Annotated in this window: 26 protein-coding genes; 20 read left to right on the top strand and 6 right to left on the bottom strand. The window is 72.1% G+C overall.

Annotated features, from left to right (window positions below; all coding sequences use genetic code 11):
* The first annotated feature begins 92 nt into the window (after positions 1-92).
* On the top strand, positions 93-1,667 hold the full coding sequence (locus ACTWQF_RS15250; protein ID WP_443279922.1) for a YfbK domain-containing protein: 1,575 nt from the start codon (positions 93-95) through the stop codon (positions 1,665-1,667).
* 111 nt (positions 1,668-1,778) lie between these two features.
* Here the strand turns inward: ACTWQF_RS15250 and ACTWQF_RS15245 are convergent, their stop codons facing one another.
* Positions 1,779-2,447, bottom strand: a complete 669-nt coding sequence (locus ACTWQF_RS15245; RefSeq protein ID WP_443279921.1) for a LysM peptidoglycan-binding domain-containing protein — start codon at positions 2,445-2,447, stop codon at positions 1,779-1,781.
* 290 nt (positions 2,448-2,737) lie between these two features.
* Positions 2,738-3,550 carry an endonuclease I family protein gene (locus ACTWQF_RS15240; RefSeq protein WP_443279920.1) on the bottom strand — a complete coding sequence of 271 codons (813 nt, stop codon included), beginning with the start codon at positions 3,548-3,550 and terminating at the stop codon, positions 2,738-2,740.
* A gap of 367 nt (positions 3,551-3,917) precedes the next feature.
* Between ACTWQF_RS15240 and crcB (ACTWQF_RS15235) the strand changes: the two genes are divergently transcribed.
* Genes crcB (ACTWQF_RS15235) through crcB (ACTWQF_RS15225) form a run of 3 tightly spaced genes read left to right on the top strand, consistent with a single transcriptional unit; the run spans position 3,918 to position 5,166 of the window.
* Positions 3,918-4,382, top strand: coding sequence for a fluoride efflux transporter CrcB (gene crcB / locus ACTWQF_RS15235; protein WP_443280165.1), 465 nt, complete (start codon positions 3,918-3,920; stop codon positions 4,380-4,382).
* Positions 4,379-4,795, top strand: a complete 417-nt coding sequence (locus ACTWQF_RS15230) for a DUF190 domain-containing protein (RefSeq protein ID WP_443279919.1) — start codon at positions 4,379-4,381, stop codon at positions 4,793-4,795. Before crcB (ACTWQF_RS15235) ends, ACTWQF_RS15230 begins: the two co-directional genes overlap by 4 nt.
* Positions 4,792-5,166: a fluoride efflux transporter CrcB gene (gene crcB, locus ACTWQF_RS15225; RefSeq protein WP_443279918.1), complete on the top strand. Its 375-nt coding sequence runs from the start codon at positions 4,792-4,794 to the stop codon at positions 5,164-5,166. Before ACTWQF_RS15230 ends, crcB (ACTWQF_RS15225) begins: the two co-directional genes overlap by 4 nt.
* 46 nt (positions 5,167-5,212) lie before the next feature.
* Here crcB (ACTWQF_RS15225) and ACTWQF_RS15220 read toward each other — a convergent pair whose 3' ends face one another.
* Complete coding sequence (locus tag ACTWQF_RS15220) at positions 5,213-5,632, bottom strand: pyridoxamine 5'-phosphate oxidase family protein (protein WP_443279917.1); 420 nt, start codon at positions 5,630-5,632, stop codon at positions 5,213-5,215.
* A 20-nt stretch (positions 5,633-5,652) separates the two neighbouring features.
* The gene (locus ACTWQF_RS15215; RefSeq protein ID WP_443279916.1) at positions 5,653-6,723 is read right to left on the bottom strand and encodes a PucR family transcriptional regulator; all 1,071 of its coding nucleotides are present in this window, start codon (positions 6,721-6,723) and stop codon (positions 5,653-5,655) included.
* Between the two features lie 388 nt (positions 6,724-7,111).
* On the opposite strand from ACTWQF_RS15215, the gene ACTWQF_RS15210 reads away from it, so the two are divergent.
* Together ACTWQF_RS15210 and ACTWQF_RS15205 are read left to right on the top strand one after the other, a co-directional pair.
* Positions 7,112-7,540 carry a hypothetical protein gene (locus ACTWQF_RS15210; protein WP_443279915.1) on the top strand — a complete coding sequence of 143 codons (429 nt, stop codon included), beginning with the start codon at positions 7,112-7,114 and terminating at the stop codon, positions 7,538-7,540.
* Complete coding sequence (locus tag ACTWQF_RS15205; protein WP_443279914.1) at positions 7,537-7,872, top strand: winged helix-turn-helix domain-containing protein; 336 nt, start codon at positions 7,537-7,539, stop codon at positions 7,870-7,872. Before ACTWQF_RS15210 ends, ACTWQF_RS15205 begins: the two co-directional genes overlap by 4 nt.
* A gap of 148 nt (positions 7,873-8,020) precedes the next feature.
* On the opposite strand, the gene ACTWQF_RS15200 is transcribed toward ACTWQF_RS15205, so the two are convergent.
* A complete protein-coding gene (locus ACTWQF_RS15200; protein ID WP_443280164.1) occupies positions 8,021-8,338 on the bottom strand; it encodes a LysR family transcriptional regulator in 318 nt (105 codons plus the stop codon).
* Positions 8,339-8,701: 363 nt separating this feature from the next.
* Between ACTWQF_RS15200 and ACTWQF_RS15195 the strand changes: the two genes are divergently transcribed.
* From ACTWQF_RS15195 to ACTWQF_RS15130, 14 genes are all read left to right on the top strand, one after another.
* Entirely contained in the window at positions 8,702-9,697 is a 996-nt protein-coding gene (locus ACTWQF_RS15195) for an ABC transporter ATP-binding protein (protein ID WP_443279913.1), read from the top strand.
* On the top strand, positions 9,694-10,809 hold the full coding sequence (locus ACTWQF_RS15190) for an ABC transporter permease (RefSeq protein ID WP_443279912.1): 1,116 nt from the start codon (positions 9,694-9,696) through the stop codon (positions 10,807-10,809). The genes ACTWQF_RS15195 and ACTWQF_RS15190 overlap by 4 nt, the downstream gene beginning before the upstream one ends.
* Positions 10,809-12,209 (top strand): YcaO-like family protein, encoded by a 1,401-nt coding sequence (locus ACTWQF_RS15185; protein ID WP_443279911.1) that lies wholly within the window; start codon positions 10,809-10,811, stop codon positions 12,207-12,209. The genes ACTWQF_RS15190 and ACTWQF_RS15185 overlap by 1 nt, the downstream gene beginning before the upstream one ends.
* An 84-nt stretch (positions 12,210-12,293) precedes the next feature.
* Positions 12,294-12,980, top strand: a complete 687-nt coding sequence (locus ACTWQF_RS15180) for a TOMM precursor leader peptide-binding protein (RefSeq protein ID WP_443279910.1) — start codon at positions 12,294-12,296, stop codon at positions 12,978-12,980.
* Positions 12,932-14,692, top strand: coding sequence for a TOMM precursor leader peptide-binding protein (locus tag ACTWQF_RS15175; RefSeq protein WP_443279909.1), 1,761 nt, complete (start codon positions 12,932-12,934; stop codon positions 14,690-14,692). Before ACTWQF_RS15180 ends, ACTWQF_RS15175 begins: the two co-directional genes overlap by 49 nt.
* A complete protein-coding gene (locus ACTWQF_RS15170; RefSeq protein ID WP_443279908.1) occupies positions 14,689-15,426 on the top strand; it encodes a nitroreductase family protein in 738 nt (245 codons plus the stop codon). Before ACTWQF_RS15175 ends, ACTWQF_RS15170 begins: the two co-directional genes overlap by 4 nt.
* A 97-nt stretch (positions 15,427-15,523) precedes the next feature.
* Complete coding sequence (locus ACTWQF_RS15165) at positions 15,524-15,691, top strand: thiocillin family RiPP (protein WP_443279907.1); 168 nt, start codon at positions 15,524-15,526, stop codon at positions 15,689-15,691.
* Between the two features lie 38 nt (positions 15,692-15,729).
* The gene (locus ACTWQF_RS15160; RefSeq protein WP_443279906.1) at positions 15,730-15,909 is read left to right on the top strand and encodes a thiocillin family RiPP; all 180 of its coding nucleotides are present in this window, start codon (positions 15,730-15,732) and stop codon (positions 15,907-15,909) included.
* A gap of 65 nt (positions 15,910-15,974) precedes the next feature.
* Positions 15,975-16,151, top strand: coding sequence for a thiocillin family RiPP (locus ACTWQF_RS15155; RefSeq protein WP_443279905.1), 177 nt, complete (start codon positions 15,975-15,977; stop codon positions 16,149-16,151).
* A 49-nt stretch (positions 16,152-16,200) separates the two neighbouring features.
* Complete coding sequence (locus tag ACTWQF_RS15150) at positions 16,201-16,371, top strand: thiocillin family RiPP (RefSeq protein ID WP_443279904.1); 171 nt, start codon at positions 16,201-16,203, stop codon at positions 16,369-16,371.
* 187 nt (positions 16,372-16,558) lie between these two features.
* Positions 16,559-17,668, top strand: a complete 1,110-nt coding sequence (locus ACTWQF_RS15145; protein WP_443279903.1) for a PqqD family peptide modification chaperone — start codon at positions 16,559-16,561, stop codon at positions 17,666-17,668.
* Positions 17,665-20,178: a hypothetical protein gene (locus tag ACTWQF_RS15140; protein WP_443279902.1), complete on the top strand. Its 2,514-nt coding sequence runs from the start codon at positions 17,665-17,667 to the stop codon at positions 20,176-20,178. The genes ACTWQF_RS15145 and ACTWQF_RS15140 overlap by 4 nt, the downstream gene beginning before the upstream one ends.
* Positions 20,175-21,083 carry a lantibiotic dehydratase C-terminal domain-containing protein gene (locus tag ACTWQF_RS15135; RefSeq protein ID WP_443279901.1) on the top strand — a complete coding sequence of 303 codons (909 nt, stop codon included), beginning with the start codon at positions 20,175-20,177 and terminating at the stop codon, positions 21,081-21,083. Before ACTWQF_RS15140 ends, ACTWQF_RS15135 begins: the two co-directional genes overlap by 4 nt.
* A gap of 410 nt (positions 21,084-21,493) precedes the next feature.
* Positions 21,494-22,060, top strand: a complete 567-nt coding sequence (locus ACTWQF_RS15130) for a universal stress protein (RefSeq protein ID WP_443279900.1) — start codon at positions 21,494-21,496, stop codon at positions 22,058-22,060.
* Between the two features lie 176 nt (positions 22,061-22,236).
* Here ACTWQF_RS15130 and ACTWQF_RS15125 read toward each other — a convergent pair whose 3' ends face one another.
* Positions 22,237-22,800: a type 1 glutamine amidotransferase domain-containing protein gene (locus ACTWQF_RS15125; RefSeq protein ID WP_443279899.1), complete on the bottom strand. Its 564-nt coding sequence runs from the start codon at positions 22,798-22,800 to the stop codon at positions 22,237-22,239.
* Between the last annotated feature and the right edge of the window lie 28 nt (positions 22,801-22,828).

Raw genomic sequence — 22,828 nt, 5'->3', positions numbered from 1 at the left:
GTCATCAAAAAGCGACCTTTTGCATGGGTCCCGGCGGGGCCCCGGGCCGTCATACCGGCACACGGAGCCGAACGACGGTGTGAGGGGACGCGATGAAGCGAGGATGGATGGCGGGGGCCGCCGTGGCGGTCGCGGCGGGGGTGCTGGCCGGATGTACGAGCGGCGGCACGAAGAACATGGACACGAGCGACACCGCCAAGGGCGCCCCCGGATACGCGGAGGGCGGCGCCCCTGGACACGCGAAAGGCGGCGGCTCCGCACCGGGGGAGGTCGCCTCCGTAAAACCCACCGAACCAGCGGATTTCCGGTCGACGTTCGCGCTGGACGTCGACACCGCGTCCTACAGCTACGCCCAACGCACCCTGCGGGACGGCGCGCGGCCGGCCCCGCAGACGGTACGGACGGAGGAGTTCGTCAACAGCTTCCCGCAGGGCTACCGGCGGCCGAAGGGCGACGGCTTCTCCGTCTCGGCGGACGGCGCCCGCACCGGTGCGGCTGACTGGTCGCTGATGCGGGTCGGGCTGGCGACCAGGAACAGCGACCCGAAGGCGCCGCGCCGCCCGGCCGCGCTCACCTTCGTGCTCGACGTATCGGGTTCGATGGCCGAGCCGGGACGGCTGGATCTGGTCAAGGACGCGCTGCGGACGGCGGCGGGCCAACTGCGCGGCAGCGACTCCGTGTCGCTGGTGACCTTCAGCGGTGACTCCGAGACCGTGCTGCCCATGACACGGCTGGACGACGGCGGCCGTGCTGAGCTCCGAGCGGCCGTCGACAAGCTGGAGCCGCAGTCGAGCACCAACCTCGGCGCGGGGATGGAGGAGGGCTATCAGCAGGCGGCCGAGCACCGGCGCTCCGGCGCCACCAACCGCGTCGTCCTGATGTCCGACGCGCTGGCCAACACGGGGGAGACCGACGCGAAGACGATCCTGAGCCAGGTCGCGCGGCACCGTAAGGAGCAGGGCATCTCCCTCTTCGGCGTCGGCGTGGGCAGCGACTACGGCGATGCCCTGATGGAGCGTCTGACCAACAAGGGCGACGGCCACACCGTCTACCTCTCCACCCGCCGGGAGGCGCGGGAGGTCTTCGTCAACCAGCTGCCCCGCAACATCGATCTGCGTGCCCGCGACGCCAAGGCACAGGTCGTCTTCGACCGGGACGCGGTGACGGACTACCGGCTGGTCGGCTACGAGGACCGCAAGGTGGCCGACGACGACTTCCGCGACGACAAGGTGGACGGCGGCGAGGTCGGCCCCGGCCATACGGTCACGGCGCTGTACGCGGTCCGGCTGAAGCACGGCGCGACGGGCAGGGCCGCGACCGCGACCGTCCGCTGGCAGGATCCCGACAACCGGAAGCCGCACGAGAAGTCGCACGACATCGCCACCACGGCGCTGACCGGCGCCGAGCTGTGGAAGGGCGCGGAGGTCTCCCCGTATCTGCGGCTGGCGGCCGTCGCCGCCTACTTCGCCGACGCCCTGCGCACCGGGGAGGGCGGCGCATCACCCGGCCCCGAACCGCGGCCCACCCAGCCGGCGGCCGAGCCGCTGCCCGCCGCGCCCCCGCTCGGAAAGCTGCACAGCGAGGCCGACCGCCTCGCGGAGGAGCCGGGGCTGGCTTCGGCCGCCGGCCTGGCGAAGAACATCAGCCGGGCACAGAGCACGCCCTGACCAGGCGAGAGAAACCAGCGGGAGAAAAGCGGGAGAAAAGGGGCCGTGGCCCGCGCCCTCGGGGGAAGAGGCGCGGGCCACGGCAGTCCGGAGGGGAAGCTCTCGGCGGCGTCAGCCGACCTGGAGCTTCTGGCCCGGCACGATGAGGTCGGCGTCGCCGCCGATGGTGGACTTGTTGTCCGCGTAGATCTGCCGCCAGGTGGTGTCGTGCGCCTCGGCGATCTTGCCGAGGGTGTCGCCCGGCTTGACGGTGTAGTTGCCGTGGCCCTTCTTGGGGGCCTGCTGCTGCGGCTGGGCGGGCTTGGGCTGGGCCGGCTTCTGCGGAGCCGCCTGCTTGGGCGCCGACTTCTGTTGCGGCTGGGCCTTGTTGCCGCCGCCGTCGGGGTTCACATCGGCCGCGGGGCCGCCGGAGGTCAGACCGCCCGCACCGGCGCAGGCCCAGGCGCCCGGGCCCTGCATCTTCAGCAGCTGCTCGGCGGTGGCGATCTGCTGGTCCTTGGTGGCCAGGTCGGCGCGCGACGCGTACTTGGTGCCGCCCGCCGCGGCCCAGCTGGAGTTGTTGAACTGCAGCCCGCCGTAGTAGCCGTTACCGGTGTTGGCCTGCCAGTTGCCCGAGGACTCGCACTGGGCGACCTTCTCCCAGGTGTCCACCGAGGCGGCCTGCGCGCCCGTGGCGGAGACCAGCGGGATGGCGACTGCCGCGCCCGCGACACCTGTCAGGGTGGCAATGCGGGTGGCCTTGCTGGGACGACGGTGACGGCCCTTGCCGGAGAACAGCATGCTCTTCTTTCCTTCGGTCGCGGCTGTCCGCCTACGAGTTCGAGGCGAACCTGTCGAGCGGGAGCGACCGTAAGCACAGCTGTCCGAATGCTCCAATTAAGAGCAGCAAAGATCGTTAATGGCGCTTGACACCCAACAGCGGCGTCTGTGCTGGTGATGCGGTTGCAAAAAGATCGGCTCGGCCGGGTGTGACATAGCCGTTGGAGACAAGCGTCACAGATATGGGCGTTTTGCAACGGGTTGGCCGGGGGCGGGGCCGACCGGTCGGCCGGCCCCGCCCCCGGATCCGGTCAGGACCAGATCGCGTCGACCCACTCCGGGTGGTCGACGAACGGGTTGCGGTTGTGCTGGAACTGGTCGTATATGACGTCGTTCCGGTTCTTCTCGAAGGCGCTCGGCGGGTCCTGCTCGTTCCACTTCTTCAGTACGGAGAGCCGGCCATGGGCGGGCGCCGAGCCGTTGTCCACCTTGTCGTTGGGCTCCAGATCGGGGAAGTCGTCGTCGCCCTCGTAGCGCACGGCCATGTACAGGATCATGCGGGCCACATCGCCCTTGACCTCGTCGCGCGGCTCGAAGGAGTCGCCGTCGGTGTAGTTGCCCGGTGCCTCCCCGACCTCCTCGCCGCCCGCGTCGAAGTCCTTGCTGCCGCGGGTGCTGTTGACGGAGGCATCGGTGGGGCGCAGGTGGTGGATGTCGGTGCCGGGGCCTGTGGAGGTACCGAAGTCACCGTGCGACTTCGCCCACACGTGCTCCCGGTTCCACTGGTCGGCACCGCCGCCGTTGTCGTCCGCGCTCTGCGAGCGGCCGGTGTAGAGGAGGATGACGTTGGAGGGGTTGTCGGGGTCCTTGTCGGTGGCCTTGAGCGCGTCCCACACCTGGTCGTAGGAGAGCGCGTCGGATTCCTTGATGATGCCGTGCAGTGCCGATTTCAGTTCGGGGCCCGTCTTGCCCTCGGCGTCCTTGTAGTAGTCGGCGGGTGCGTCGTTCGCGGTGACGGCGGAGTCGGAGGGGAGGGGCATTGCCGTGGCCGGTGCCTGGGCGGACAGCACCAGCAGCGCTGCGGTGCCGAGAGCGGCGGCCAGAGGAGCGTGAGAAGCACGCATGGGGGGTCCTCTCGATGGCACGGGACACCCCCGGTGTCAACTCCCCCGAGCATGCCCCGTGTTGGCATGGGACGGGGGGAGCCTGCCAGATTTTCGAACACGCGCAAGAGGGTCGAACATGAAGATCGGCCCAACCCTCCGTTTCCGCCGCCGCGCGGGGGCAGGCCCCGGCGCCCGGCTCACGCCCGCCGCCGGGGGTGCAGGGCCCTGGGACCGGCGTTAATCTGGGGGCGCGGCGACCGGCTGGTTCCCGCGCGGCGGTGGGGCTCGCCGTACACGAACCGCGGCAACGGTGCCGCCAACGGTCCCTGCTTGCGATGGCGCGTGCCTGTGGGCGCCCGGCGAGTAGGAGACAGGTGTGGAGAAGATATCGGGGCGCCCCGGGCGGCCACGGCGGGAACCGCCGCGGCACCCGCGTCCGGCGCCGGTGCTGCGCGGTCAGGGCCCGGTCGTCGCGGCTGTGGCCCTCGGCGGTGCGCTCGGGGCCTGCGCCCGCTACGGTGCCGCGCTGCTGTGGCCCACCCCGCACGGAGCCTTCCCCTGGACCACCCTGCTGGTGAATGTGGCCGGGTGCGCCGTCATCGGGGTGTTCATGGTGCTGATCACCGACGTCTGGGCAGCTCACCGACTGGTACGGCCGTTCTTCGGGACCGGCGTGCTGGGCGGCTTCACCACCTTCTCGACGTACGCGGTGGACATCCAGCAGCTGCTGGAAGCGCACGAGCCCGGCACCGCGCTGGGCTACCTCGGGCTGACGCTGCTCGGCGCGATGGCGGCGGTCTGGCTCACGGCGGCGGTCACCCGCCGCCTGATCGAAGGGAGGCGGCGATGACGGACACCGGACAGGAGCTTGCGCGGCCGCACGGCAACGCGCTGCGGCTGACGGTGCTGCTCGGCGAGAACGAGCAGTTCCACCACCGCCCCGCCTACGCCGAGATCGTGCACCGGGCACACGTCGCCGGGCTCGCGGGCGCCAGCGTCTTCCGGGGCATCGAGGGCTTCGGCGCCTCCTCGATGGTGCACACCACCCGGCTGCTGTCGCTGAGCGAGGAGCTGCCGGTCGCGGTCGTCATCGTGGACGAGGCCGCCCGCATCCGGGCCTTCCTCCCGGAGCTGGAGGAGCTGACCCGCGAGGGCCTGGTGCTGCTGGACGAGGTGGAGGTCGTCCGCTTCCCGGCCCGCGACGCCCCGCAGGGCCGTGGTGAGGCGGCCGGTGGCGGGAGTGCCGGGGGCGCGGGCGCGTGAACTGGCTGCTCGTGATCGCCGGGGCCGCCGTCGGCGCGCCGCTGCGCTATCTGACCGACCGGGCCGTCCAGGCCCGGCACGATGCGCTCTTCCCCTGGGGCACGTTCCTGGTGAACGTCTCCGGCTGTCTGCTGTTCGGCCTGATCACCGGCGCCGCGCTCGCGGGGGCTGCTTCCTCGAACGTCCAACTGCTCCTGGGCACCGGGCTGTGCGGGGCCCTGAGCACCTACTCGACGTTCTCGTACGAGACACTGCGGCTCGCCGAGCAGGGCGCGGCCCGGTACGCGCTCCTCAATGTGGCCGCGAGCCTGGCGGCCGGACTCGGCGCCGCATACGCGGGGGTCACGGTGGCCCGGGCGCTCTGGGGGTGAACGGCACTGCCGATGGGGGTCCTGCCGGAGGGAGTCTGGGGGACGGTCACCAGCCCGGGGGCTTCGCGGTGCCCATCGCGCGGGTGACGGCGATCTCGATGACGACCCGTTCCGGGTTGGGCCGGGGCGGCTTGTAGCGCCGGGCGTACCGCTCCTCGGCGTCCGCCACCGACTCCGCGTCGTCCCGGACCACGGCGATGCCCTCCAGCGTGCACCAGCGCCGCCCCTCCGCCTGGCTCACCGCGACGCGCACCCCGGCGGGCCCGGCGGCCAGCACGTTGCGCACCTTCTTGCTGGAGCGGCTGCTGATCACCCGTGCGATCCGCGTCCGAGGGTCGTAGGTCACCCCGACCGGGACCAGGTGCGGGGTGCCGTCCGGCCGCGGGGTGGTGAGGAAGCAGGTGCGGCGCTCCTCCCAGAACGCGGGCTCGTCGGGGGCGGCCCCGGGGGAGGTCTGTGTGCTCATGGAGGGAACGTTACCGGCCGTCATCCCGTGCCCAGCGGTGTGCCGGGCCAGCCGAGCAGGCGGGCGCCGATCACCGCGGTCTGGAGCTTGTAGCGGTGGGCGGGGTCGGTGGGGCCGGCCCCGGTCAGCTGTTGGATGCGCTCCAGCCGGTAGGTGAAGGCGCGCACGCTGAGCGAGAGCCGGCGGGCCGCCTCCGCCGCCACGCAGCCCGAGTCGAAGTAGGCGGTGAGCGTCTCCAGCAGCGGCTCGGCCCCGCCGCGCGCCGCGGTGAGCGGGCCCAGCGTCGCCTGTACGAGGTCGGCCATGGCCTGCCGGTCGCGGGTCAGTACGGGATAGACGAGGAGATCCGCGGCATGGAGCACCGGTTCGCTCAGCTCAAGCCGCTCGCCGAGGTCGAGGACGCTCACGGCTTCCTCGTACGACTGCACCACACCGCCCGGCCCCGGCTGGACGCGTCCGATCGCCACCTGACCGCCGTCCATCGCCGCGTAGCACTGCTTCGCGAAGTGGGTGAGCACCTCCGGCTGGTCACCCGGCGCGACGCAGAGCACCCGGCCGTCCTTGGTGGTCAGCAGGATGCCGCGGTCGCGGAAGCGGGCGATCAGTGCCCGTTCGATCTGCCGGGCGACCTGATGGCCCTCGTCGTACGCGGCCGGGCCGCGCGCGACGGCCACCGCGTGGGAGTGCGAGAGCCGCAGCCCGAACCGCTCGGCGCGCTCCGCCAGTCGGCCCAAGTCGCTGCGCCCGTGCAGCAGGTCGTCGATGAACTCCCGCCGGGTGGCCTCCTCCTGGCGCACCGCCTGCCGCTGGGCACGCTCGTACCCCTCGGCCACCGCGTCGATCACCTGGTGCGTCACCGCCAGCAGGCTGTCGGGGTCGCCCGGCAGGGAGGGCCAGGCGGTACGGGCCGCCGTCAGGTGGGCGCTGACCAGATCGCGCAGTCCGTACCCGGCGTCGGCTGCACGCTCCCCCAACTCCCGCCTGCGCTCCAGCTCGTCCCGCTTCAGGCGTCGGCCGGTCGCACAGACCTCGGTCAGCAGAGCGACATATCCGTCCAGATATCCCTCCGGTATGCCTGCAGCGCCATTCACCCGTATCTCCGCTCTCCTGATGCTCCGCTGACGGTTCCTTGACGCCGCCCGGCACGCAGACCATAGAGAACACTGCCGAGTTGCGGCAATGCGCCGTGGATCGTGCGGGGCCCAGAATGCTTGCTGAGGGGGAACAACGGGGGAATCGGGGGGAATTCGGGGGGAGCCTCGGTGCCGTGCACCGGCAGGGGGGTGCCGTTCATCGGCAGGCCGCGGCACCGAGGCAACGGGGGCGACGCAGGGGTCGGTCATGAGGGCGCTTTGGGGAGCGGCCATGGCCGGCCCCTCGGTCGTCTTTCCGCCGCGCCGCCCAGGGGACTTGCCAACTTGGAAAGTAGATGTCTAATCTGAAAGAACTTGAGTGGCCGACTGCACGTGGAGGCATGTCATGGAAGCTGCGGAGGCACGGGCCGCGTTGGAGCGGCGGGAGGCGGTGCAGCGGAGCGGACGGAGAGCGCACGCCGACTGGTACGCGCGGTATCTGCTCGGCTTTCTCGGCTACACCGTGCTGCTGCTCTGCGGCGCCGCGGCGGCCCGCACCGAGCCCGCTGTGGGCATGACGCTCAACGCGGCCGGCGCTTTGATCGGCGCGCTGGCCATGGCGTATGCGGGAACCCGCCCTGTCGTCACCCGCGAATTCGGCCGCTTCCACCTCGTCTTCACCGCCGGCTGGACCGGGCTGTACGTGGCCGCGGTCGTCGTCGGCTCGGTCTGGAGCGGGGGCGCCCCGCTGTGGTGGTGGTCGGCCTCGCTGGCCGTACTCGTGGTGTGGACCCTGGGTGCGGCGCTGCTGGTGCGCAGAGCGGGCGCGCGGTGAGCAGCGCCCGGCACCCGCGGCACCGGCTGGAGCCGCTGCTCCAGTCCCCGGTTCGGTTCTCGGTCATGGCGGCTCTGGCCTCGGCCGAGCGGCTGGAGTTCCGGTTCGTACGGGACGTGGTCGAGGTCAGCGACTCGGCGCTCTCCAAGCAGTCCGCCGCGCTGGAGGAGGCGGGGCTGGTCGAGGTCGAGAAGGGGTACTTCGGCAAGCGGCCCCGCACCTGGCTCAAGGCCACCGGGGAGGGCAGAAAGGTCTTCGAGGAACACTGCGCAGGCTTGCAGGCGATTGCCCGCGGCCTGGAGGTGAGCCCGTCGGCGGAACCCCTCGATTAGCCGCCCGCCGCCGTCCGGCGGGGGTGCGAACAGAAGTGCGGGGAGCGATGCTTCGCCCATCGCTCCCCGCCTTCGTGTTGCCTTTCCGTTACCTGTTGGCGTCTTTCGTGTTTTCGCTCGCGAATATTCCGGTTTAATGCGGAGGGTATTACGCGGTGGGTCGTACGGCGTACAGCTCTTGCCGTGGAGCGGCCTGGTTGCCGCGGCGGCGTCGGCCATACTCGGGCATTGCTTCGCAGTGGCAGAGCAGATCCATCCGCGAGAGAATGTCGTGCGCCACTGGGACCATGCGTTTACCCGCTTCCGTCAGACTCATGCCCCCCGGTGTGCGCCGGAACAGCGGCTGCCGTGTGTGCACTTCGAGTTGGCGGATCTGGTCGCTGATGCTGGCAGCCGAGTAGCCCAATTCGGTGGCGGTCCTGGTCACGCTTCCTGTTCGCGCACACGTCACGAAGGCGCGAAGCATCCGATCATTCACTGAGTCTCCCCGTATGGCAAATCTTGCAAACTCGGTGTGTAACGGACATAGAGCACTTATTGCGGTGCCCGGACGTGGGAGGTCGGTCCCCGCGCGGTAATCCGCCTGGTCGGCTCGTCACTATTCCCTCAAGTCTCAAGCGACACAAGGAGACTGGCGAGTAGCAGGTTGGATCTTTACCCAACTCTCGGGCCAGGGGACGCAGTTCCCGTATTCGGTCTCTCCGAACGCCCCTTGCCCAGCGTTCCGCCGAGCGGTCAGCATTGCTCGTGATCACCTCCGACCAGTCGGCATGACGCACAGCGCAGAACGTGTCAACTATTTGCGCGGGACGTGGGGATGCAGCGCCAAATGTTTAGCCTTCAAGAACGCAGCGAACGCCCGGATGGCGAAGTCGCCGAATACGACGCGTCACTCGCTCTCGCGGTCAGCGAACTCACCGTCCGCTACGGGGATTTCACGGCGGTGAACAATGTGGAGTTCACCGTAGGACGAGGCGAGATATTCGGCTTGCTCGGCCGCAACGGCGCGGGCAAGACGAGCACCATCGCGGCCGTCACCGGACTGCTGCGGCCCGCCGGCGGCCGGATCTCGGTCCTCGGCAGGCCGGTGGAGCCGGGCCGGCGGAGCGGATGGCTGGGCAGCGCGCTCTCCCTCCAGCCGCAGAAGACCAGCCTCTTCCCGCGTCTGCAGGTGGACGAGACGCTGCACATGTGGGCCTCGCTCTACCCCGACCCACGCCCGGTGCCGGAGCTCATCGAGGAACTGGGCCTCGCCGACAAGGCCCGCACCAGAGCCGCCAAGCTCTCCGGCGGCCAGCAGCAACGGCTGCTGCTCGCCACCGCGTTGGTCGGCAACACGCCGCTCGTCGTCCTCGACGAACCCACCACGGGGCTCGACCCGCACGCCCGCCGCGACGCCTGGGCCGTCATCAACCGGGCCCGCGCCGGCGGCACCACCTTCCTGCTGAGCACCCACGCCATGGAGGAGGCGGAGGAGATGTGCGACCGGCTGGCCGTCCTCCACGAGGGCCGGCTGCGCACCTGCGGAACCCCGGCGCAGATCGTGCGGAGCCTCACCCACGGCAGCACCGTCACCGTCCGGTCGGCCCAGGAGGACCTGATCGGTGCAGCGCGCGAGGAGTTCGGCACGGACGCGGTGCAGGCGGACCCCGGGAGCACCTCGCGGTTCACCGTGGCCGCCGAGCGGCCCGAGCGGGCCGTCGCCTGGTTCGAGGAACGCGCGCCCGGAGTGGACGTACGCATCCACCGCCCGACGCTGGAGGACGCGTTCCTGGCCGCGACCGGCACCGGGGCCACCGACCCCGACGAGGGGAGCAAGGAGTGAGCACGATCGACACGAGCCCGCCCCACACCGGCTCCGCGGCACGCACCCCCGTCCCCGACAACCCCGAGCGTCCCGAAGAGGCAGTTCCGCAAGGCCAGTTCAAGGCGCTGGCCAAGGGCATGACAAAGGAGCTGGTCCGCGATCCGATGGCGCTGTTCTTCAGCGTCGTCTTCCCGGTCCTGCTCGCCGGGCTCTTCGTCACCATCATGCAGCTCACCTGGGCCGGCGGCCCGTACAAGGTCGCGGTGGTGGGCAGTGGCACCCAGGCGGCCCAGCTGCAGGACGCGCTCGGCGACGGCTCCAAGGTCACCGCCGTCGGCTCGCCGCGTGGCGCACCCGAAGGCACCGACGCGGTGGTGGCACCGTCCGCCGACGGCGACAGCCTGAAGGTGGTCACCGACCCCGAAAGCCCCTCGGTCGTCTCCGCGTTGCGCGACGCGTTGCCGCAGACCGGCTGGGACGGGCGGAACGTCGACGCCGTGGGCACCGACGGCAGCCCGCCGTTCGAACCGATGCCGTTCGTGCTGCCCGGCGTCCTGGTCTTCGCACTGATGTCGCTCGCCCTGAGCGCCACCGCGGGCACGCTGGTGTCGCTGCGCGCCAACGGCACGCTGCGGCTGCTGCGCACCACACCGGCCCGGCCACAGGCCATCCTCACCTCGCTGCTGCCGGCGCGCGGCGCGCTCGGCCTGGGGCTGCTCGCCGTCGCGGGGGCCGTCGCCACGGTGCTGGGCCTGCTGACGCCACTGTCCGGGCTGACCATGCTGCTGACGACAGCACTCGGCATGTGGCTGTTGCTGGCCGTGGGCTTCCTGCTCGGCGGCACACTGCGCTCGCCGGAGCTGACCAACGCGATCTCCGGACTGCTCACCCCCCTGCTGCTGATGGCCTCCGGCGTGCTCTTCCCGCTGGATCTGATGCCCGACGGGCTCGCGGATGTTCTGTCCTGGAACCCCGTCGCGTTGCTGGGCGACGCACTGCGGCACGACGTCACCGGCGGTGTCACCCGGCATGCCCAGTGGCTCGACTGGCTGCTGATCGCAGGCACCGCCGCCCTGTTGACCGTCGCGGCCATCCGCGCCTTCCGCTGGGACACGGAGAAGAGGAACTGATGACCGTGACCACCACGCCGCACAGTGCTGAGGCCGCCGCGGACGCCGCCACCGCGACGCCGCCCGCCTCGCTGCGCCGGATGGGCGATCTCGTCTCGCCCTACGGCCTCGTCAGCGGCGCCGTACGCCTTTCCGGCAGCCCCGGCGACCCGGACTTCCCCATCTTCACCGCCTCCCTCGGCGACCCCGTACACGTGCTGACCGGGCACGAGGACTGGAACATGGGTGCCGAGCACGGCAACTTCGACGGGGCCGGCGGCGATCTGTCGTCCGAGCACGCCGCGTTGCTGGCGGTCGCCGAGTCGCTGGAGCGCTACTCCTCCTGCGCCCGGGACGCGGGCCGCTACCGCTGGGCGACGGCCGGCGAACTCGGCGACGAGGCCGTGCCGCTGGACGCCTGGCCCAAGCTGTCGGCCGCCGAACTCGCGGGGGGCGGACACGGGCTGGTCGGCCCCGACCCGGACGCGCCCATGCGCTGGGTGCGCGGCTGGTCGTTCACCCGGCAGCGGCCGGTGTGGGTGCCCGCGGTGCACGTGTGGCTGAAGAACCCGCCCGAGGCCCTGGGCGAGCGCGTCAGCCATCCCGTCTCCACCGGCTGCGCCGTCCATACCGATGTGACGGCGGCCGTCGTCAACGGGCTGCTGGAGGTGGTCGAGCGCGACTCGATAGCGCTGACCTGGCTGCAGCGGCTACGACTGCCCCGGCTCACGGTGGATACGGAGCTACTCACGGAGAAGCAACGTCAGTTCGTCGAGCGCGCCGCCAACCCGCACCTCCGCACCCAGCTCTACGACGCCACCACCGACCTCGGCATCCCGGTGATCTACGGCGTCCAGCTCGCGGACTCCGACCCCGAACTCGCGCAGATCGTCGCTGCGACCTGCGATCCGGACCCCGGCGACGCCGTCGCCAAGCTCTACCGTGAGGCCGCGTCGCTGCGCATCGCGCTACGGCACCACATCACCAACTCGGCGAAGAAGGCGAGCACGTCGGAGGAGAGCGGCGAGAAGCTGGTCGACGTCGTCGGAGGTGCGGCTCAGGCCGGGCCCCTCGCGGCCCGCGACCGCTTCTCGTTCCTCCTGGACGGCGAGCGGGAGGAACGGCCGCTGGCCGCGCTGCCCCGCCCCTCCGCCACCGACCCGCGCACCGTTCTGGGCTGGCTGCTGGAGCGGCTGCACGCGCGGGGCTGCGAAGTCGTCGCCGTGGACCTGACCACCGACGAGGCCCGCCAGGTCGGCGCCACCGTCGTCCGGGTGCTGGTGCCCCAGCTGATGCCCCTCTCCTTCGTGCACCGGGCCCGCTACCTCGGCCACCCGCGGCTGTACGAGGCACCGCGCGCGATGGGCCATCCGGTGCTGGACGAGGACGAGATCACCCAGCTCCCGCAGCCGTTCGCCTGACCTACCGCCCATGGCGCACCGGCGCCACCCACGCACAGCGCGGCACCCGTGTACATCCACCACACCACCTGGGCAGGAGAAGCGATGCACACCGGAACGACCGGTCCCCGCAGACCGTTGTTTCTCGCGGCGGGCTCCTTCGGGCACGCCGTCACCGAGCGGCTGGCCAAAACGTACACCGGCGCCGTCGTCATGGGCGTCGACGGGGGCAGCCACCCCAGCTTCTGGCCAGTCAGCGATCTGCTGGTGCTGGTCACCGACCACCCCAGGCCGACGATGGCCGAGGCGGTCGAGTCCTCCGCGTACGCCTGGCGCGTGCCCTGGTTCCCGATCGAGCTGGAGCCCACCGAGCTGCGCTGCGGACCTGCCGTGCGGCCCGGCGCCGGCGCCTGCCACCGCTGCTTCACCCGGCGCCGCGCCCAGCACGACCGCGCACCCGTCCCCCGCGAGGCGCGCGGGCAGCACGGCCGGGAGGCCAAAGCCGCGGACACATCGGACGACGTACGGGTCACCGGCTATGCGCCGCACCACATCGGAATGGCCGTCGCGCTGGCTCGCGCCGCCGTGCACGACCTCTTCGACGAGCAGGAGGGCGAGGCCGCAGGTGCCGCCCGGGTGCGCTCCTTCAACCTCGCCGACGGCAGGACGGCCCGCAACCACGTCGTCGCCGTCGACCAGTGCCCGCGCTGCCGCCCGGCGCGCGGTGGTGGCGAGGACACCTCGTGGCGGACCTTCGAGCGGCTGACCACCGCCGCACCGGTGGGGAGCTGAGCACCATGCCGAACGGGGACGTACTCACCGCCGAACAGACCGGAGCGGCTGCCCTGCGCGACCCGCAGCTGTCCGTACCGGCACTGCCCCGGCTCCGCCGTGGCGTGGCGGTCCGCCCGGTCAGCGAGGGCCTGGTCGTCGAAGGGCTGCCCAGCCCCCAGGTGTTCCGCGGCAAGGCCGCCACCGCGCTGCTGCCCCGGCTGTTGCCGTTGCTGGACGGTGGCAAGGACTGCGAGGCACTCGCCGAGGAGTTGGGCATGGCGCCCCGGGCCGTCTTCAAGGCCCTCTCGCTGCTGTGGATGTGCGGGGTGATCGAGGACAGCCCGCCGCCCGGGGGAGAGCAGGCCGACGCCGGGGCCGCGCTCGCCGCCGAACTCGCCGACTATCTCTCCCGGATGGGCGACTCCACCGGCGCCAACAGCTGCTGGGAGCAGGGCGCGCTGCGGCTGGCCACGGCACGGGTCGCCGTCTTCGGCACCGGGCCCACGGCCTCGGCGCTGGCGGAGGAGCTGGCGCCGTCCGCGGAGGTGATCCGCCTGGCGGGGACGGAGGGCGTACCGCCCGCGGGCACCACGCTGGCCGTCACCGCCGACCTGCCGCCCGGCGAGCTGTCCGCGGTCGCCGCCGACTGCCGGGAGCGGAACATTCCGCTGGTGCGGGTGGCCGTCTTCGACGGGCGTGCCCGCTTGGGCCCGTTCGTCCATCCCCGCTACACGCCGTGCCTGGACTGCCTGTTGGCGGAGGACGCGGGTACGGACGCGGCCCGGACGGAGGCCGCGGACAGTACGGAGACCGACGAGGAGTCGGCAGCCCTCACCGCAGCGCTCGCGGCGCACGATCTGTTCGGCTTCCTCTCCCGCTCCGTACCCTCGCCCTACCCCAACCAGTGGCGCACCGTCGCCCTGGACGACCTCAGGCAGCGGCGGCACAGCGGAGCCACCCGCCCCGGCTGCCCCACCTGTTCGGCCTCGTCGGCCGCTCCGGAGGGCGCCGAAGGCCCCGAACCGGCGCCGCTGGCCGCGCGGTATGAGGCGTTCATCGGCTTCCCGCCGCACGAGTACCTGGACCTCAAGGGCCACCAGCAGCACTACAAGCCCTCCAACCTGGCCCTCCAGCGCCAGGAGAAGACCTGGCCCGTCTGCCCCCAGGTCGATCTGCCGGCGCCGGACACCGCACGCCTGGCCGGGCAGCCGTACGGCCATGAGGAACCCGCCCGGGACGCCGCCGTCGACCTGGACACCCTCTCGCTCGTCCTGGCCACCGTCGCGGGCATTCGCGCCGGCGACCCGGACTTCCTGCGCCGATGGACACCCAGCGGCGGCAACATCGGCTCGGTCCTCGCCCACGTGGCCGTACGCGACGCGGACGGACTGGAGCCGGGCATCTACGGCTACGTACCCGGCGGCCACCGGCTGGCCCTCCTCGCGCCGGGCACCGCCGTGCTCGACGGGATACCGGGACGGGGCCCGGCCACGCTGGTGCTGACCGGCAACCTCGGCAAGGTCGCCAAGAAGTACCACTCCTTCGCACTGCGGGTGACGCTGCTCGACGCGGGCTGCGCCCAGGCCACCTTGCGCCGCGCCTGCCGCACCCTCGGGCTGCCCCGCACACCGGTGCGGCGCTGGGACGAGCGGGCGGTCACCGGGGCGCTCGGTGTCGACCCGCGCGTCGAACCCGTCACCGCCGTCACCGACCTCGGGAGGCCGCTGTGATCGCCCCTGACGACCTCGCCCTCCAACTCGTCGACTCCTTCGCGTCCGCGCCCGCGAGCCCGCGTACCGAGGCCGCACCCCGGCGCGCGGCTGAGCCCGCACCGCTGGGTCCGGCTGTCGAAGTGGGCCGGGAACCCGACTCCGGAGCGCCCCGGCTCGACCTGGCGGCCACCCTCCAGGCGCGTCGCGCCAACCGCGTCTGGTCCCCCGAACCGCTGCCTGCGCCGCTGCTCGCCGACATCATCGGCGAGGGCGTCGAGGCGGACGTCGAGGAGTGGCCGGACGAACAGCCGTACACACCGCTGGAGATCACCGTCGTGGCCTTCCGGGTGGCCGGTCTGGACCCCGCCGTGCACCACTTCGACGGGCTCACCCGCACCGCCCGCCCGGTGATGGAGCTGCCGCCGCCCGAGCGGCGCCGCGCCCTCACCCTGCAGGCCGAGTTCGGGGACGCGCCGGCGATCGTCTCCGTCGCCGTGGATCTGCGCACGGCCGAGGCGCGCGACGGCGGCCACGGCTACCGGACACTGCTGACCCGGACCGGCGCGGCAGTCCACACCATGTGGCTGGCCGGCGTCTCGCACGGACTGACCGGTTCGGCGTTCGCCGGGTTCATCCCCGCCTCCGTCCGGGCGCCGCTGCGCTCCGACGGCACCAGCCGCCAGCAGGTGTTCGCGCTCGCACTCGGCTACCCACCGGCGGCCCCGCCCGGCGGCGAATCCGCCGCCCCCTGATCGTCCGAGGCGCGCCCCGGGCCGGCCACGAGCCCCCGGCACGCGCCGTCGGATGCACCACCCATCCGCACCGAACAACGAAAGGAAGTGATTCGCAGTGGAAGACTCCATCGACCTGTACGCCGTGGCCGAGGACGAGCTGGCACTGGAGGAGCTGCCCGAGGGCAACGCCCTGGCGAGCCTCTCCAGCGCCACCAGCGCCAGCACGGCGTCCTGCCCGGCGACCAGCGCGTCGAGCGCCTCCAGCGCCTCAACCTACGGCTGATCGCACCGGTTCGTAACCACCCCGAAGGAGGTACACCCATGGAGTCCATGGACAACCTGGAGCTCGACCTCTACATCGAGGACCAGGACCTCGCCGTCGAGGAACTCCCGGACGGCAATGCGCCCGGCGGCTGCTTTGCCTGCGCCGGCTCGGCCTCAACAGCGTCCTGCCCCGGTTCGTCGGCGGCCACCGTCGGCAGCGCGTCCTGCATCGGCTGATGAGAGCCGACTCCTGACGCGGTCGGGAGCACCCGGCAGTCGATACGCGAGAAAGGAGATGAGACATGCAGCACAGTGACGACCTCGACCTGTTCGTCGAAGAGTTCGACGACGACCTGGCGGTCGAGGAACTGAGCGAGGGCACCGCGCTGGGCACTTGGGGCACTTTCGGTTGTGCGGGTTCCGCATCCTGCCCCGGCAGCACGGCTGGTACCGCATCGACCGGCTCCAGCATGGGCTGATCAGTAAGAGCGCCGTACCACAGTGAGTCTCTCGGAAAGGAGACAACATATGGACAGCACGATCGATCTCGAACTGTGGGCCGAGGACCTCGAAGTTGAGGCCCTGCCCGAGTCGAACAGCCCTTTCACCACCTACGCCTGCGCCGGCACAGCTGCCTGCGGCAGCTGCCCGGTCGGAAGCGCGGGAACGTTCGGCTGCCTCTCCTCCAACGGAGGCTGACGGACGGAACGAGCACTGTTCCGCCCAGCGGCCTGGTGACACACGAACACCGGACCGCGCCGTGAGGTGAGACCCCGGTTCCGGAGCGGGCGAAGCGCCCCGGAACCGGGTGCTCGCGGATGCGACCCGCGAGCACGCTCAGGCTACGACGTGGCCCGCGCACCGGACCGCCACCAGGGAGTTGTTCATGGAGACCCTTACCCGACCGAAGCTCCGCGAGGGACTCGAAGTCATCCGCGGGATGGACGACCACCCGCTGCTGTACGACGCGTCATCCGGTATCTACCACCGGCTCAGCCGCTCGGCCGTCGGCCTCGTGCAGCGGCTCGACGGATCCCAGTCGCTCGACGACATCGCCGGCCTGATGGCGGCGCGCGGCACCAAGACCCCCGAGGCGGCCCGCAGCGAGCTGGACCGTTTCGTGAAGAACCTCTACGACAGCGGCCTGCTGGACGGCTCGCCCACCCCGCAGCGGGCCAAGAACGCGGGGCGGCGCGGCAAGCGCAACCAGATGATGCCGCGCTTCGTCGTCAGCCGCACGCTGCTGCCCCGGCTGCTGGAACCCCTCGCGGCCGTGCTGCGCAAGGTGCCCGGCGGCGCGCTGGCGGGCGGCCACATCGCAGGCGGCGTGCTGGGCACCGTCCTCGCCGTGTGGGCGGTGCTGGCGGGGCCCTCCGCCGATCCGAAGCTCGCACACTGGACGACGCTGATCGCGCTCGTCCTCTTCCTCTGCCAGATCGTGCTTCACGAGGCGGCGCACGCGATGGTCGCGCAGTTCCTTAAGGTGCCCGTACGGGGCTTCGGGTTCGCGCTGCTCTTCTACTTCATGCCGCTGGCGTACGTCGACCGTACGGACGCCTACCGGCTGCGCTCCCGCAGCAGCAGAGTCGTCCTCGCACTGGCCGGTCCCGTCAACGACGGCTGGGTCGCCGGGGTCACCGCGCTGGTCGCCACCATGGCGGACGGCACCGTGGCGACCGTCGCCGCGACGATGCTGCTCTTCCAGGTCTTCAGCGTCATCACCAACCTCAACCCGCTGCTGCCCAGCGACGGTTACGCCGCGCTGGAGGCCGGCATGGGCACCGTCGACGCCCGTGGCCGCGCCTTCGGGCTGCTCAAACACACACTCCTGCGCCGCCCGCTGCCCTCCCACCTGGCCGCCATGACACCCGCCGCGCGCAGGCTGCACCTGGCCTACGGGGCACTGTGCACGCTGTACGTGCTGGTGCTGGCGTACGTGGCGGTGGTCGGTACGGCGTTCTCGTACGGCAACGTCCAGGGGATGTGGGGCCGGTGACAGCCACGGTGCCGCACACCCCCGTCCAGCTGGGCATCCCCGAGCTGACCCGCGTCGCCGGGCTGCCCGCCGCCTGCTGCCCGCGGCCGGGCGCCCGCACCGCCGAACTCCTGGACCGGCACGCCGAGCTGAGCAGCGCGCTGGAGGAGCTGCGGCCCCGGGTGGAGGACGTCCTCTTCGCCCTCGTACCGCTGCTGGACGACGCGCGCGAACTGCGCCGTGCCGTCCTGGCGGCCCGCCGCGCCGCGCACCGTGCTGCGCCGCCGGGCTGGGACGAGCGGACCGGGGCACGGATCGCGGAGTATGCCGACGAGGGAGCGCGCGCCGCGCTGCACCGCTGGCAGGAGCTGACCGCCGCCGCGCAGGCGGTGGCCGCGGAGCTGGACAAGGAGGTCGCACGGGATCGCGCCGCCGCGGAGGACACCCTGACCGCGGCGCTGGAAGACCCGGCCTTCGCGCACTCCCTCGCCCTGGCCACCCCCGACTGGGTGCGCTACGGCAGCGCCGGCAAGCACCACAAGACCCGCAAACGGCAGCGCGCCATGCGGACGCTGTACTCGTACACCGTCCGCGCCGCCGCCAAAACCAGCCCCTTCGCCCGGCTGACCACGGTCGGCGTACCCGGTCGCTCGCACGACGGCCACGCGGTGCAACAGGTGTCTGCCACCGTTGCCTTCACCGCGCTCTACGCCCTCGCCCGCTCGCCGCATACGGCGCCGCTGCTGCGCTACCGCCCCTCGTCTGTGACAGGGGAGCTCATGCTCTACCCCGAGTACGTCGCCACCGGCGGCGTCACGTGGCGGATCGACCATGTGGTGGAGGCGGGCCCGGCGGCCGGGTGGGCCCGCACACTGGCCGCGGCCTGCGACGAGGACGACGGCACGCTGTCCCACGAGGCGGCGCTGCGCGCACTGGGCGGCGCGGACCCGTTCCGCCGCTTCCTACGCCTGCTCGACAGCGGTGTCCTGGCCCCCGTCGCTCCGTGGCGGCGCGGCGAGGACGCGGTGTCGGTGTTGCTGGCGCTGACGGAGGGCGCGAGGGGCGAAGATGGCGAAGCCCCTTCAGCCGTACGGCAGTTGCGCGACCTGGCCACCGAGCGGGAGCGGCTGGCGGCACCCGTCGGCGCAGGACCGGACGGCCCCCGGCAGCGTGCCGGTGCCGTCGCGCGCGTCCGGGAGCTGGGGCAGGAATGGGCGCGGGCCGCGGGTTGGGACCGGTTCGAGCCCACCGAGGTCTGGTACGAGGACGCCGTCACCGAACTGCGGCTGCCACCCGTGCTGGAGGACGAGGAGACGGCAGCCGACCTGCGCCGCCTCGGCGCCCGTATCCGCCCCCGGCTGTTCCGCTCGCACCTGTACGACGAGTTGGTGCGCCGGTTCGTCGCCGTGTACGGGAGGGGCGGCAGCTGCGACGACGTGCTCGGTTTCGCCATGCGCTGCGGCGCCGAGGCCGACCGCGACCCGGAGCTGGAGCGGGCCGTGCAGCTCGACCTCGCCGCGCGAGAGGACCCGGGGGAGCGGGCCTGGCTCCCGGTCGGCCCGAGCAGTGCGCCTCCCTCGGCTGCCGTGCTCTTCCAGCATGTGCAGGCAGCGGACGGCCCCCGCATGGTCGTCAACCAGTTCAATCCCGGTACGGGCGGCCTGCTCACCCGCTTCAAAGGGCTGCTGGGCGACGGTTTCGCGGACGCGCTCCGCACCCATGTACGCCGCTGCTGGCCGGATGCCGCGCACCACCACGAGCTGGTGCTGTGGACCGAGTGCAGCACCGCGCAGGCCCAGTCCGCCGGTCTGCTGCCCCCGCTCACCCTCCCCGGGGAGCTGGAGGCGCCCGGCGCCCTCGCGCTGAGCGCGACCCGCCTGGTACACGACCCGCACCAGGACACCCTCACGCTGCTGGCGCCGGACGGGCTGCCGCTGGCCGCCGCCTACACCGGGCTGGTGCCCACGCACCTGTTCCCCAAGTTCGCCCGGTTCCTCGCCGTGTTGTCCGACCCATGGGTCAACGGCTCGCCGCTGGCGGACTACCGCATGTCCTTCCAACTGCCCCGCGACCCCGGACGGGTGCTCGCACTGGACAGACAGACGCTGGGCGACGAGGGCCGCGTGGTGACCCGGCGGGCTTCGTGGATCGTTCCGGTGGACCGGCTCCCGCTTCCCTCCCCGGAGTCCGGCAGCGACGCCGAGGCCGTCGCGGCGGCGGACGCGTTCCGCCGTGCGCACGGCATGCCGCGCGAACTGTTCGCCTATCTGCTGCCCGCCGCCGCGGGCGGGATGAGCCCGGACCACGACCGGAAACCCCTGTGGATCCGGCTCGACTCTGCCGTCTCGCTGGACGTCCTGGCCCACTGGATCACCCCCGGGACCGGCCACGTACGGCTGGTCGAGGCGCTGCCCGCACACGACCAGCACCCGCTGCGCGACGCGGACGGCGAACGGCGCGCCGCCGAGCACGCCGTACTGCTGCACTGGGCCGACACCGAGACCGGTACCCACGGGAAGGAGAACCGGTGATCGCCGCCCCCGATGCGGTCCCTGACGCGGTCCCCGACGCGGCCCCTGACGCGGCAACGGACTGGTGGTACGTACGGGCCTATCCCGGCGGACCAGCACGCATGGACGCGGGAGTCGGTGCAGCGCTGCCGTGGCTGGCGGCATGGGCGGCCGAACTGGAAGCGCCCGCCTGGCACTTCCTGCGCTACTGGGACGCGACCGGCCACCATCTGCGGCTGCGCATCCGCTGCACCCCCGAACAGGCCGACGTGCTGCACGCCTGCGTCCCGGAGCTGCGCGCGCTGATGTCGGCCCTGCCCGAGCAGCCGGACGAGCCCGGCGGCGGTCTGCTGCCCCCCGAGCCCACCATGGCTCCCCGGCACCAGCCCACCGGGGTGAGCCCTGCCCCCTACGCGCCCGAACTGGCCAAGTACGGCGGCGCGGTGGGCATCCGGTCGGCCGAGGACGTATTCACCGACTGCTGCGCGATGCTGGCCGAGACCCGACTGGTGACGCTCCCAGCCGCCTACGAGCGGGCCGCGGCTGCCGTGGATCTCACCGGCATACTGGTGGCGTCCTGTCTGGCGCCCGGGGAGCGTGACGCGTTCTGGACGGCGCACCGGCGCCGCTGGGTGGCCCGGCTGCGGATGGCCCTTCCGGCGGACGAAATGCGGGACCGGCTGCGCACCCTGGCTTCCGGGGTACGGGCTGCATCGTGGCCGCAGGACCGCGTGCGCGGCAGGCTGGCAGCCCACGCGGAAGTGGTGGCCGCGTCCCTGGACCACTGCGCAGCCTCCCACGTCCCCGTCCCCCGCGCCGAACTGCTGCTGCACCATGTCCATATGACCTTCAACCGGCTGGGCTTTCCGCCCGCTGAGGAGGCTGCGCTGGTGCTGGCCGCTCGCGCGCTGACGGAATTCCGCTGAGGGGGTGCCCCTGCCCGTCGCTTGCGGGCTGCGGGTGCCGTTTGGTTGGTGGGGGCACCTCCCGGCCGAAGTCCCCCAGCCTCCGGCCGGGAGGCACCCCCAGGGGGAGCAGTTCCCGCGCCCCTGACGGGGCGCATCTCCCCATGCCGGGTACGCAAGCGCGGTCGTACGTCAAGCCGGGCGGCTCCGCCAGGACATCACCGACACCCGCCGCACGCGCAGCTGACGGCGAGGATAGGTCAAGTACGGCCGCCGCGCCGATCGATGCCCCGGTGGCCTGAGAAGGCCATGATCCACGGGCCAATTGCCGCGCATTGGCTCTGTCACAGCAGTCCAATCGGCGCCAAACTTCCTTTCACAGCGGTCATTGGGCGGACCGCGCCGAAGTGGAACCTGTGGAAGGGGGAGCGATGAGAGGCAGTGGTGGCGCCACCGGAGGAAGAGGGGCGACGCCGGGCGGGAACGATGACGCAGCCCATGAGGGGCGGCTGATCGTCGGTGTAAGTGGATCCCTCGCCAGTCTGGCTGCGCTGCGGGCAGCGGCGCGTGAAGCGCGGACCAGCGGGCGCCCGCTGCTGGCGGTGCTCGCCTGGGAACCGCCGGAGGGCGAGGCGGGGTACATGCTGCGGCCCGACCGGGTGTGGGCGGAGAACTGGCGCCGGGAGGCCAGGGCGCGGCTGGACCGCGCGTTCGAGGAGGCGTTCGGGGGCGATCCGCCTGGAGTCGTCGCCGTCGAACGGCGGCTGGTCCGGGACCGGCCCTGGCGTGCGCTGTGCAGGACGGCGGATCGTGGGGACGATCGCCTGGTCATCGGCACGCGAGTGCCGCGGCGCGGTCTTTTCCGCTACGGCCGTACGCGGCGCCTTGTCCTTGCCCGGGCCTCGTGCCCGGTCCTCACTGTTCCGGCGCCGCGCTTCCCCGCGTACATGCGCACTCGGCTGCGGCATGCTTCGCCGGCCGACTTCAGTCCCGCGTAGGGCTTGCCCGGCGGACTTGCTTCGCCTCTCCCGTGCGCCGGCTGAGGGGTTGCCCCTGCCTGGCCGCTTGCAGGCTGCGGGTGCTCCCCCAAGCTCTTCGAGCAGGGAGGTACCCCCATGGCTGGGCGCGCAATTCCCCGCGCCCCTTACGGGGCGCGTCCCCCTGCGAAGGCGGGTCAAGCTGGCTGGGGGGCCCTCTCTTTGGCGATCTGTTCAACAAGGGCGGCGCAGAAGGCCGGGAGGTCGTCGGGGCCGCGGCTGGTGATGAGGTTGCCGTCGATGACGACCTCCTCCTCGACCACCTCGGCTCCCGCGTTGCGCAGGTCGGTGCGGATGCTGGGCCACGAGGTGAGACGGCGGCCGCGGATCACGTCCGCCTCCGCCAGGGTCCAGGGTCCGTGGCAGATGGCCGCCACAGGCTTGCCCGCACGCATGAACTCCCGGGCGAAGCCGACCGCGTCAGGGTCCGTCCGCAGCTGGTCGGGGTTCATCGCGCCGCCGGGCAGCACCAGCGCGTCGTAGTCGTCGGCGGACGCGTCGGCGACCGTCCTGTCCACCGAGAAGGTGCCTGCCGGGTCGATGTCCATCTGGCGGGCGTTGATCTCCCCGGTGTGCAGCGAGACCACCTCGGTATGCGCCCCGGCGCCGTGCAAGGCGCCGCGCGGCTGTTCCAGTTCGACGCGTTCCACGCCGTCGGTGGCGAGGAGGGCAACCCTCTTGCCGTGCAGTTCGGCGGTCATGATGCGACTCCCTTCGGCCCCGGCCTCC

Origin of the sequence: Streptomyces sp. 8N114, from assembly GCF_052245835.1 — a bacterium.
GTDB lineage: Bacteria > Actinomycetota > Actinomycetes > Streptomycetales > Streptomycetaceae > Streptomyces.
The sequence above is the reverse complement of the archived record's forward strand: the minus strand, read 5'-3'. Positions and strand labels throughout refer to the sequence as shown.